5 protein-coding genes and 1 pseudogene are annotated in these 11,022 nt (G+C 40.4%); 4 read left to right on the top strand and 2 right to left on the bottom strand.

Going from position 1 to position 11,022, the window contains the following annotated elements; all coding sequences use genetic code 11:
* Both SK608_RS09800 and SK608_RS11995 read left to right on the top strand, forming a co-directional pair.
* The coding region (locus SK608_RS09800) for a DUF1542 domain-containing protein (protein WP_033678666.1) at positions 1-3,451 on the top strand (3,451 nt) is incomplete at its 5' end.
* Positions 3,452-3,456: 5 nt separating this feature from the next.
* Positions 3,457-3,744: pseudogene (locus SK608_RS11995) on the top strand (DUF1542 domain-containing protein); the annotation flags it as partial.
* A gap of 251 nt (positions 3,745-3,995) precedes the next feature.
* Here SK608_RS11995 and SK608_RS11370 read toward each other — a convergent pair.
* Positions 3,996-4,145, bottom strand: coding sequence for a hypothetical protein (locus tag SK608_RS11370; RefSeq protein WP_160165263.1), 150 nt, complete (start codon positions 4,143-4,145; stop codon positions 3,996-3,998).
* On the opposite strand from SK608_RS11370, the gene SK608_RS11990 reads away from it, so the two are divergent.
* On the top strand, positions 4,084-4,524 hold the full coding sequence (locus SK608_RS11990) for a DUF1542 domain-containing protein (protein ID WP_152548861.1): 441 nt from the start codon (positions 4,084-4,086) through the stop codon (positions 4,522-4,524). The two genes, SK608_RS11370 and SK608_RS11990, sit on opposite strands and share 62 nt — an antisense overlap.
* Before the next feature lie 229 nt (positions 4,525-4,753).
* Entirely contained in the window at positions 4,754-8,809 is a 4,056-nt protein-coding gene (locus SK608_RS09790; RefSeq protein WP_033678662.1) for a MiiA motif-containing surface protein, read from the top strand.
* Positions 8,810-8,922: 113 nt separating this feature from the next.
* On the opposite strand, the gene SK608_RS09785 is transcribed toward SK608_RS09790, so the two are convergent.
* The gene (locus SK608_RS09785) at positions 8,923-11,019 is read right to left on the bottom strand and encodes a GH92 family glycosyl hydrolase (RefSeq protein ID WP_033678660.1); all 2,097 of its coding nucleotides are present in this window, start codon (positions 11,017-11,019) and stop codon (positions 8,923-8,925) included.
* Positions 11,020-11,022: the final 3 nt, after the last annotated feature.

Below are 11,022 nucleotides of genomic sequence, written 5' to 3'. Positions count from 1 at the left end.
CCGTGCAGAAACTGCTGATACAGAAAGACCAAAAGTATCAATTGACTATGATGATGCAGCATCTAGAACAATTTGGGTAACACCAACAGAAGAAACAAATATCACTGGACGTATCAAAATTACAGATAACAGCGGTAAGATTGTTAAAGGTTGGATGCAAAAAATGGGTAGTGGATCTGAAACTGATATAGGGTATGGATTACACAACTCTAATATTGATCGTGAAGCAACAGCCACAGCTGACCATCCAGCGACACTTAGCATTACTGGAAAATTACAAGCGCGCCTTAATGGAAATCCGTGGAAAAATGGTTCAACCGTAGTATCACGTAAAGTTCGTGCTAAAGATGCAAGTAACAATGAAATGGACAACGAAGGTTCATCTGATCCAGATGCTCAAGTATGGTTCAAAGTTCGTTCACAAAACGTAAAATACACAGAAGATTTAGCAAATAAAGCTGCAAACTTTGATAAGGTTGCTGTAGCTGATCCAGCACAACTTCAACAACCAGAATTGGATCAAATTAAAGCTAAATTACAAGAAGGTGACGGAAACAACCTTAACGGTAAGATTGCTACAGTTACTCAATCAGGAGATAAAGTTGTTATTACTTATAACGATGGAACAACAGCTGAAAGACCAGTAACTGACTTCACACGTGTAAACCAAGCACCAACAGCGGAATTTCCTTTCTCCAATGCAGCAGCTAAAGAAATTTATGTTTACGGTGCAGAAGAAAACTCATTTGATATTAAAATCAAAGATGATAGCGGAAAAATTTCAAGTGCAACAGTAAGACGAGGTGGTAACAGAGAATTTGATCCAGTTCCGGGTGCAACAAATAAAATTAGTACTCAATATGGATACACAGCGACTACTATTACTACTGAGACGCCAGCAACAGATGCAAATCCAGCGGTAATCACTTACTCAGGTACACCAGCGGCGACAGATGGTTTAAAACAAGATAAGTTAGATGCAGCGACTAGAGGAGAAACCCCAGCAGGTTTAACTTTAGGATGGCGTTTCCTACGAGTTGCAGATGCTGATGGAGGAGAAATTGGAGGAAGCGCAACAGGTGCAGATGATCCAGGTTCTTTCGTTGTTATCCTTAAACCACAAACTCAAAAATACGATGTTACAACACCTGAAAACGAAGCTGCTAAAGTACCAGTAGCTGATGCTAATAATGTAACAGCTGAAGAGTTCGCAAAAATAGTTGGTGCAAACAATGCAAACATCAAACTTCACTATTCTAAAACGAATACAGATGCTAACTTAGTTGCGAAACAAGGTCAAAATGTTGACGATAAAGATGCTAAGATTAAATCTGTTACAAAAGTAGATAACAATATGGTGGTAACGTATAAAGATGGATCTACAGATACATTACCATTAACTAAATTTGCCCGTACAAACGCAGCTCCAACAGTAGAAATTCCTTACTCTGTAGAGGGTAAAAAAGACGTTTACGTGTATGCGAACGAAGATTTTGAAATTCCTGTTAAATTTACAGATGATTCAGGAAAAGTAGCATCTGCTACAATTAAACGTGGTGGAAATCAGGATTCACCAGCTAAAGATGCATCTAATCCTGATGTTTTAGATAATCAGTACAATACAACAGTTGAAAAAATCTCTACAGAAACCCCAGCAACTGCTGAAAATCCAGCTATTGTAAAAATTAAAGGGAACATTTCAAAAGATAACTCTGGAATTGCTGAGAATAAATTCCCTAAAGAAGCAGGTCAAGAACTTACAATTGTAACTCGTTATGCAACAGCTACAGATACTGATGGTGCATTTATCGAGAATACTGCAACTTCTAATTCATATGCGACTGACCCAGGTTCATTCACTATCAAACTAAAAGCTCAAACAGCCAAATATGATATTAAAACTCCAGCTACAAAAGTTCCTGTAGTGGATGCTAATAATGTCACAGAAGCTGAGTTTAATGAGATTAAGAAAAATATTAAAATTCAATACTCTACCGAAAACCCAGATAAAAATCTAGCTGATAAAAAAGGTACAGAAGTAGAAAATCAAGATGATCGTATTGAATCTATTACAAAAGATGGGAACAATGTTGTAGTAACCTATAAAGACGGTTCTAAAGATAGCAGACCATTAACTGACTTTGCACGTACAAATCCAGCTCCAACAGTTGAACTTCCATACTCAAACCCAGATAAGAAACAAATCTATGTTTATACTGGTGAAAATACTGACTTAACATTCAAAGCTTCAGATGATGCAGAAGTTAAAGATTTGTACCTACGTGGACCAGGTGGTGTTGGAACTGATAACACTGCAGGTTATGGATTTACAACAGGTAAGATTGATAACGATGTAGTTACAAATGGCGAAGGAACAGTATCTGACGATAAGAGAACAGCAACTATCAAGATGACTGGTGTTACAACACTTACAGCTCCAAACCAATGGACAAGTTTTGTTGTTGCTAATGACAATGATAATGCTAGCTCATTCCCAACGGATCAGAACTTTGATGCTTCGACTGATGACGCAGTACGTCAACAAAAACCAGGATACGTTCAGTTCATCGTTAAATCTCAAACAGACAAGTACGATATCAAGGCGCCAACTGAAAAAGTAGCTGTAACAGATCCAGCTAACGTTACAGAAGCAGAATTAGCTAAAATCAAAGAAAAACTACAACTTGAGCACAATAAGAATAATGACGATGCAAATATCTCAAAAGATGCTCCAGTTACAGATAAAGATGCTAAAATTGCTTCAGTAACAAAAGATGACCAAGGAAATCTTGTAGTAACATACGCAGATGGTTCAAAAGATACAAGACCATTATCAGAGTTTGTAACTCTAGACAAACAACCTGCTATCGATGCGGTTAATAAAGCAGCTGACAAACAAATCCAAGCTATCAATGATAACGCAGCAGCAACTCAAGAAGAAAAAGATGCAGCAATCGCTAAAGTAAATGCAGATAAAGCTAAAGCTCTTGAAAATATTGCTAACTCTAATGCTACAACTAAACCTGAGTTAGATAAAGTAGAAAAAGCAGGAACTGATGCAATTGCAAAAGATAACCCAGTAGTATCTGCAAAACCAGAAGCTAAGAAAGCAATTGACGAGGCTGTTAAAGCTAAAGAAGCAGCAATTGACGCTCGTACTGATTTAACTCCAGAAGAGAAAACTAAAGCTAAAGAAGCAGCAAAAGCAGCAGCTGATAAAGCTAAGGAAGCTGTCGATGCAGCAACAACAGATGCAGAAGTTACTAAAGCTAAAGAAGCTGGAACTAAAGCAGTTGCAGATGTAACTCCAGTAGCCAAAGCGGAAGCTAAGAAAGCAATTGCAAAAGCATTAGAAGATAAAAATAGCGAAATTGATAAGCGTACAGACTTAACTGATGAAGAAAAACAGCAGCTAAGAATGAAGCAAAAGATAAAGCTGATGCACAATTAGCGAAAATTAAAGAACAACCTGATGCAGCAGCTACACCAGAAGCAGCTAAAACAGCTCAAGATGTAGTAGATGCAGCTAAGGAAACAGGTGTAGATGAAGTTACTGCAGTAAATCCAGTAGCTAAAGCTAAACCAGAAGCTAAAAAAGCAATCGATAAAGCGTTAGAAGCTAAAAACCAAGAAATCGATGCTCGCACAGATTTAACTCCAGAAGAGAAAACTAAAGCGAAAGAAGTAGCAAAAGCGCAAGCAGATGTAGCTAAAGATGCTGTTGATGCAGCAACTACAAATGCAGCAGTTGATAAAGCTAAAACAGATGGAACTACAGCAGTTGCAAATGTAACTCCAGTAGTTAAAGAAGCGGCTAAAAAAGCAATCGCAGATGAATTAGCAGAAAAAGAAAAAGCAATCGATGCACGTAAAGACTTAACAGATGCAGAGAAAGCAAAAGCTAAGGAAGAAGCACAAGCGAAAGCAAAAGAAGCAACAGACGCTATTAACAAGCAGCCAGATGTAGCAACTACACCAACAGCAGCTAAAACAGCTCAAGATGCAGTAGATGCAGCTAAAGCTAAAGGTGTAGCAGATGTTAAAGCTGTAAACCCAGTAGCGAAAGAAGCAGCTAAGCAAGCAATCGCAGATGAATTAGCTAAGAAAGTTGGAGAAATCGATGCACGTCCTGACTTAACTGACAAAGAAAAAGATGTAGCTAAGAAAGATGCTCAAGCAAAAGCTAAAAAAGCGACAGATGCTATTAACGCACAGCCAGATAACGCAGAAACACCAGAAAAAGCAGCAGAAGCACAAACAGCAGTAGATGGTGCAAAAGATAAAGGTGTAGCAGATGTTAAAGCTGTAAATCCAGTAGCGAAAGAAAAAGCTAAAGAAGAAATTGCAAAAGAGTTAGCTAAGAAAGAAGAAGCAATCGACGGGCGTAAAGACTTAACTGACGAAGAAAAAGATGCAGCTAAGAAAGATGCGCAAGCGAAAGCAAAAGAAGCAACAGATGCAATCGACGCTCAACCATCTATCGCAGAAACACCAGAAAAGCAGCAGAAGCTAAAAAAGCAGTAGATGGTGCAAAAGATAAAGGTGTAGCAGATGTTAAAGCTGTAGATCCAGTAGCGGCTAAGAAACCAGAAGCTAAAAAGCAGTAGATGAAGCTCTTAAAGCTAAAGTAGACGCAATTAACGCACGTGAAGACTTAACTCCAGCAGAAAAAGATGAAGCTAAGAAAGCAGCAGAGAAAGCAGCAGATGACGCTAGAAAGCAATCGATGCAGCAACAACAGATGCAGCAGTAGATGCAGCGGAAAAATGCTGGTACTGGAGAAGTTGCGAAAGTAAATCCAGTAGCGAAAGAAAAAGCTAAAGAAGAAATTGCAAAAGAGTTAGCTAAGAAAGAAGAAGCAATCGACGAGCGTAAAGACTTAACTGACGAAGAAAAAGCAGCAGCTAAGGAAGAAGCTCAAGCTAAAGCGAAAGAAGCAACAGATGCAATCAACGATCAACCAGCTAATGCAGAGACACCAGAAAAAGCAGCAGAAGCTCAAAAAGCAGTAGATGGTGCAAAAGCTAAAGGTGTAGCAGATGTTAAAGCTGTAAATCCAGAAGCAGTAACTAAACCAGCAGCCAAGAAAGCAATCGAAGATAAATTAGCAAAACAATTGGAAGATATTGCTAATACTCCAGATGCTACTGATGAAGAGAAGAAAGTTGCAGCAGATGCAGCTAAAGCTCAAGCAGAAGAAGCTAAGGAAGAAATCGATAAAGCTGGAACAGATGCAGATGTTAAGCAACTTCAAGAAGCAGCTGAAGGTGAAATTGAAAAATCTGTACCAGTTGTAGAAGATAAACCAAATGCTCGTAAAGCAATTGATGAAGAAGCAACAGCTAAGAAAGCAGAAATCGATGCGCGTAACGATCTAACTCCTGAAGCTAAAGCTAAATTAAAAGCTAAAGTAGATAAAGCTGCGGAAAAATCTAAAGCAGCAATTGATGCAGTAAGTAGTGTAGACGATGTTAATACAATAGAAGAAGCTGATAAGGCGGCTATTAAAGCAATTGGAGAAGTAAACAGACCAATTGATAAAGTATTAGTAAAAGATCCAAGTGCATTAACAGATGAAGAAAAAGCTAAAATCTTAGAAGAAGTTAAGAAAGTTAACCCAACAGCTAAAGAAGTTAAATATGATGAAAATGGAAACATCGAAGTAACAACAGAAGCTGGCGATAAAGGAATTATCAATCCGACAAAATTAGTGAAAACTGAGGACCAGTTAGATAACGGTAAAGGTGGAAATGACATTAACAAACCACTTGATAAAGTTATCGTAAAAGATCCATCGAACTTAACTGACGAAGAGAAAGCTAAGATTGTTGCTAAAGTTGAAGAGGTAAATCCAGATGCTATCGTAACAATCGATGAAAATGGAACTGTTTCTGTTTCTACTCCAGAAGGTAAAACTGCAGCAATTCCAGCATCAGAATTAGTAGGAACTAAAGAAGATACTTCTAACCCAGATGCAGGAAATAGTAAAATTGTTAAACCAGCAGACAAAGTAGCCGGTGAAGCAAATGATCCGGATGATCAAGCTAAAGTAGAAGAAAAATTAAGAGAATTAAACCCAGAAACTAAATCTGTTAAATTTGATGAAGATGGTAATGCGACAGTTACACTGAAAGATGGAACTACTGCGACAATCCCATCAGAAGATTTATTCAAATCAGAAGTAGATGCAACTAAACCAAATGCAGGTAACGACATCGTTAAACCAGCAGATAAGACAGTAGTAGCAAATCCAGAAAAACTTACAGACGCTGAGAAGAAAGCGATCGAAGATAAAGTTAAAGCTGTAAACCCAGATGCAACAGTAGTTGTAGATGATAAAGGAAATGCGACAGTCACAACTCCAGAAGGTAAGACAGCTGTAATTCCAGCAGCAGACTTGACGAAAGATCCAGAAGCTGCAACTAAACCAAATGCAGGTAACGACATCGTTAAACCAGCAGATAAGACAGTAGTAGCAAATCCAGAAAAACTTACAGACGCTGAGAAGAAAGCGATCGAAGATAAAGTTAAAGCTGTAAATCCAGATGCAACAGTAGTTGTAGATGATAAAGGAAATGCGACAGTCACAACTCCAGAAGGTAAGACAGCTGTAATTCCAGCAGCAGACTTGACGAAAGATCCAGAAGCTGCAACTAAACCAAATGCAGGCAACGACATCGTTAAACCAGCAGATAAGACAGTAGTAGCAAATCCAGAAAAACTTACAGACGCTGAGAAGAAAGCGATCGAAGATAAAGTTAAAGCTGTAAATCCAGATGCAACAGTAGTTGTAGATGATAAAGGAAATGCGACAGTCACAACACCAGAAGGTAAGACAGCTGTAATTCCAGCAGCAGACGTAACTAAGTCAGCAGCAGATGCAGGTAAAGCAAATGCAGGAAATGCAGTAAACACACCAGCAGCTAAGGTAGAAGTTAAAGATCCAGCCAAATTAACAGATGAAGAAAAAGCAAAAGTTAAGAAAGCAATTGAGGCAGTAAACCCAGGATCTAAAGTTGTAGTAGACGATAAAGGAAACGCAACAGTAACAACACCAGAAGGAAATACAGCCGTAATTCCAGCAGCAGCCGTAACTAAGTCAGCAGCAGATGCAGGTAAAGCAAATGCAGGAAATGCAGTAAACACACCAGCAGCTAAGGTAGAAGTTAAAGATCCAGCTAACTTAACAGACGCTGAGAAGAAAGCGATCGAAGATAAAGTTAAAGCAGTAAACCCAGGATCTAAAGTTGTAGTAGACGATAAAGGAAACGCAACAGTAACAACACCAGAAGGCAATACAGCCGTAATTCCAGCAGCAGCCGTAACTAAGTCAGCAGCAGATGCAGGTAAAGCAAATGCAGGAAATGCAGTAAACACACCAGCAGCTAAGGTAGAAGTTAAAGATCCAGCTAACTTAACAGACGCTGAGAAGAAAGCGATCGAAGATAAAGTTAAAGCAGTAAACCCAGGATCTAAAGTTGTAGTAGACGATAAAGGAAACGCAACAGTAACAACACCAGAAGGCAAAACAGCAACAATTCCAGCAACAGACTTAACTAAGTCAGCATCAGACGCAGGTAAAGCAAATGCAGGAAATGGAGCAAATACACCAGCAACTAAGACAGTAGTTAAAGATCCAGCTAACTTAACAGATGAAGAAAAAGCAAAAGTTAAGAAAGCAGTAGAGGATGTAAACCCAGGATCAACTGTAGTAGTAAATGATAAAGGTGATGTAATCGTTACTAAAGGTGATGGAACAGTATTAGTAATCCCAGAACTTGACTTAGTAATTCCAGAAGATAAATTAACTGATCCAACTCAACAAAATGGTGTAAATACACCAGCAACTAGAGTGTTAGTTGGAGATAAAGCTAAATTAACAGCTGATGAAATTGAAAAAGTTAAAGAATCAATTAAAGCAGTCAACCCAGGATCAACTGTAGTAGTAGACGAAAACGGAAATGCGACAGTAACAACTCCAGAAGGTAAGACAGCAACAATTCCAGCAGCTCAATTAGTTAAAGATGCTAAAGATGTTGCAGCTAAGAACAATGGTGAAAACATCAACGTTGACTTCGAAAAAGAAACAGTAGCAGACTTCAATAACTTAACAGATGCAGAAAAAGAAGCTGCAAAAGCTAAGATTAAAGGAGCAAATGCTGATGTAGTAGAAGTTATCTTCGACAAAGCAGGAAACGCAACTGTAATTACTAAAGATGGTAAAGTTTACACAATCGTAGCTAAAGATATCTTTAAACAACGTCCATATGTACCATCAAATGGTGGAGGCAATAACAGTGGTAACGGTAACGGAACTTCTGACAATAACGCAGCTAATAACACTGATGCAAAAGTGAATAAAGCTAAGTTAGAAGGTGCTATCCATCAATTAGATGAATTGATCATTAAAGAATCAGCTAAACTTGATGCAGAAACTGCAAAAGAAGCGAATGCATTATCAGCAGATGCTAAGAAAGTACTTGCTAATGCAGACGCAACTCAAGCAGAAGTGGATGCAATGGTTAAACGTATCGAAGACTTCATGGCGAAAGTTGCTCCATCAACTGATCATGCAACTCCAGCTAACGACCAAGCTGCTCAAACACCAGCTGTAGCTCCAGCTACAACTCAAGCAGCGGCTAATGCTGGTCAAACAGCATCAGCACAAGCAAATGCGCGTAAAGCAGCTAAAGAGTTGCCAAATACAGGTACAGCAGATTCTACTGTAGCTATGGTAGCAGCTGCCGCAAGTGCATTACTTGGTCTTGGTCTTGCAGGCCGTCGTCGTAAAGAAGACGAAGAAGCTTAATTGGTAGATTGTTTGATAAACATCAGATGATAAATCCGATTTTCAAAGCTTAAGCAAGTACCTCTCATAAGAAAATCTCCTAGCAGGAAAGTCTGCTAGGAGATTTTTGTATTTCAGGAAGTGGACAGCTGACTTGGTAACCAGCTGAGGGTGAAGGTTAGCTGATCAGCTTTTAGGAGGTCTTGGTGTTGAATAGTTGATACTAGAGTTGTGTCCAGTCGGCATTCTTTGACAAAGTTAAAATGGTTGTGGTTTTGCTTAGTATGAATATCTAGCCATTTATTTTCTTTAGCTAGGTAGATACGGAGGTGATTAAAGAGAGGGATTCCGAGATCATAGCTTGGTTTTCCTGGACAGGTCGGATAAAATCCGAGAGCTGACCAGATGTACCAGGCTGAGAGACTGCCATTGTCTTCATCGCCAGGATAGGCTTCCCAACTTGGGTGAAAGGCCTTCTGACGGAGCGTCTTGATGAGAAGGGCAGTGTAGTCAGGGTAGTTGCTGTAACGGAATAGATAAGGAATGTGGAAGCTAGGTTGGTTAGAAATGGCGAGTTGCCCAAAAGGAGCAGTAGCCATTTCGCTCATTTCGTGAATTTCGTAACCATAGCCTGTTGTCTCAAAGAGGGGAGCCTCCTGACAGGCTTTTAAAAGATAGTTGTTAAAGGCTTCTTTTCCACCCATAAGCTGGATCAAGCCTGGGATGTCGTGGAGGACACCTAAAGTTGCTTGGATGGTAGAGCATTCGGCATAGTCGCGTCCCCAACTATAAGGAGAAAAGTCAGGGCGGAAGTTACCTTGGCTGTCTCGCGCTCTCATGTAACCTGTCTCAGGATCAAATAGATGGCGGTAATTTTGTGATGCAGTCTTGTAGGTTTCAGCGATTGCTATTTTCCCTAGTTTTTCGGCACAGCTGGCGATACAAAAGTCGCTATAGGCATAGTCAAGAGTGTGACTGACACTTTCGTGGTGGTCGGTAGAGAGATAACCTAATTCTTGGTATTGGGCTAGTCCGTGGCGGCCATTGATGCCGAGAGGATCGGCCTTGCTGGCTGTTTCGAGCATAGCTTGGAGGAGTTCTTCTTCCAAGTCGGGAGCCATGTCCTTGCAGGCGCTATCTGCTATAATACCGTCTAAAAGTGTACCTGGCATCATGCCACGTTCATCTGGAGCCAGCCATTTTGGAAGAAAACCAGTATCGCGGTAGCTATTGAGGAAACCTTCTAAAAAGCGGTGATAGTGTTCCGGTATGACAAGGGCAAAGAGGGGGAAGGTGGTGCGGAAGGTATCCCAGAAACCATTGTTGCTGAAGAGGACACCGGGCTTGACAGTGCCAGTAGCCAGATCCATGTGGATGGCTTGCCCTGATTCATCAATCTCATAAAAAGTTTGAGGAAATAGGAAGAGTCTGTAAAGGCAGTGGTCAAAGAAGGTTCTGTCAGCCTCTCCTGTCTCGATAACGTCAAAACGATGGAGAAGATTTTCCCAGTCCGCTTGGGCACTTGCTTTACAGCTATCAAAATCTTCTTGGGGTAGATTGAGTAGTGCTTGAGAAGGGGAGATGAAAGAAGTGGCTAGCTGAATCTCAGCATGGCTATCTGCTAAGTCGATTCGCCAGTCTCCACCTTCTTGGCTAACAGCAAGAATATCCGTGTTTATTTGCAGAGAAGTGAACCGTATCAGTGGATTTTTGTTGGTTTCAGTTTTACCTTCTTGTCGCAGGGCAAGATTCCTCTTATCTACTTGCTCTACTGTCAGTTCATCTGCTGCGTGGAGATAGAGGGAGAGGGCTTTGCCTTGCTTTTGCTCCAAACGAATAGAAGCACCGTAGCAAGTCGGTGTGAGCTGGCTTTCAATCTGATAGCGCAGGGAGAAAATTTTCAGATAATGAGGTTGGAAAGAGGCCTTATCCATATCATAGGAAGACTGACGATGGAAGAGGCTGTCTCCACCTAGCTGGCCTGTGACAGGTGTCAGAAGGAGCCAAGAATAGTCCCCAATCCAAGGACTGGGCTGATGGGTCAATCGAATTCCCTGAAAGATGGGCAGATGCGGATCGAAAAACCAAGATCCTTCCTGGTCACTGGTCTGGGGTACAAAGTAATTCATCCCAAAAGGAACGCCTGTGTATGGCAGGGTATTTCCCCGAGAAAAGGCATGCTTGCTGGCAGTACCAAAGCGGGTATCGATGGTTTCAAGTAGTGGTTTCATAGT

The organism is Streptococcus mitis subsp. hohhotensis (assembly GCF_000722775.1).
Taxonomy (GTDB): domain Bacteria; phylum Bacillota; class Bacilli; order Lactobacillales; family Streptococcaceae; genus Streptococcus; species Streptococcus carlssonii.
Note: the sequence above shows the minus strand (reverse complement) of the source record. Positions and strands in the feature narration are given on the sequence as shown.

Coding starts and splice junctions, on each gene's coding strand:
- SK608_RS09790 (WP_033678662.1), top strand. CDS start 4,754: ATGCAGCGGAAAAATGCTGGTACTGGAGAAGTTGCGAAAGTAAATCCA.
- SK608_RS09785 (WP_033678660.1), bottom strand. CDS start 11,019: ATGAAACCACTACTTGAAACCATCGATACCCGCTTTGGTACTGCCAGC.